Origin of the sequence: Vibrio sp. 10N.261.52.C2 (assembly GCF_041471425.1) — a bacterium.
GTDB classification, from domain to species: Bacteria; Pseudomonadota; Gammaproteobacteria; order Enterobacterales; family Vibrionaceae; genus Vibrio; species Vibrio crassostreae_C.
Genome location: NZ_JBFROH010000086.1, coordinates 1 through 872, shown reverse-complemented (window position 1 = coordinate 872; position 872 = coordinate 1). Strand labels below are relative to the sequence as shown.

Annotated in this window: 1 protein-coding gene; it reads left to right on the top strand. The window is 45.1% G+C overall.

The features are described 5' to 3' along the window. Nucleotides 1-859 (top strand): IS4 family transposase (locus AB4307_RS21630; RefSeq protein ID WP_372133481.1); only part of this gene is annotated, 859 nt, incomplete at its 5' end. Nucleotides 860-872 lie beyond the last annotated feature (13 nt).

Sequence of the window (872 nt, the reverse complement as noted above, 5' to 3'; positions counted from 1 at the left end):
TGTTTATCCGAGTCGATTTAAACGTAACCCTGCAGCGGTTGAATGTCATATGACAATGTCGTTGAAAAGCTTTTCTCCAGTCGCGATGAACATCAGCGCTGATACGGCATCAGAAAGAGATTTTTTACCTGAGCCCAAAACGATGAACAACAAATTGCTGTTAGCTGACGCAGGGTATCCTGATTTCCACTTCTTTCGAGAGCTTGAACAGCATGGCGGATTCTATATTGTCCGAGGTGCTAAGTCTCTGAACCCTATGATTATTGAGGCAAGGAACGGCAAGGGGCGACTGCTGCCTAAGCTAGAAGGGAAGAAGCTGAAAGACATTACTCGAGGTACCAACCGTTCGCAGGTCCTTGACCTAAAAGTCCGTCGAGGTAAACAAGAGTTTAGAGTCGTGCGACGATGGTTTGCTGAAGAAAAACGATTCTGCATTTGGATAACTAACTTACCTTCAGACACCTTTACTGCCGATGACATCATGGCGATCTACCGCTGTCGATGGCAGGTGGAACTGCTTTTTAAAGAGTTAAAGTCTCACACCAACTGGCAACGATTTGTCACCGCACAAAAGGCCATCGTTGATGGGCTCATCTGGGCCAGTTTACTTGCGCTGATCATTAGGCGTAGTATTGCGCTTCAGATAATGCCATCGGTCTCATTGTTTAAAGCGGCAAAAAATGTGGATGTCTGGCTGTTACCAATATTTGAATGTATCAGTCACGGCGCATGGTCAGAAATCAGCAATAAAATCGAATGGGCTACCAGTTATATATCAAGGAACGCTCAAAAGTCCGCGCAGAGGAAGTCTAAAGAAAACATTACGTTAGACGGAATTTACGCTGAGCTTAGTGCTTAAGGTTCTGTCTATG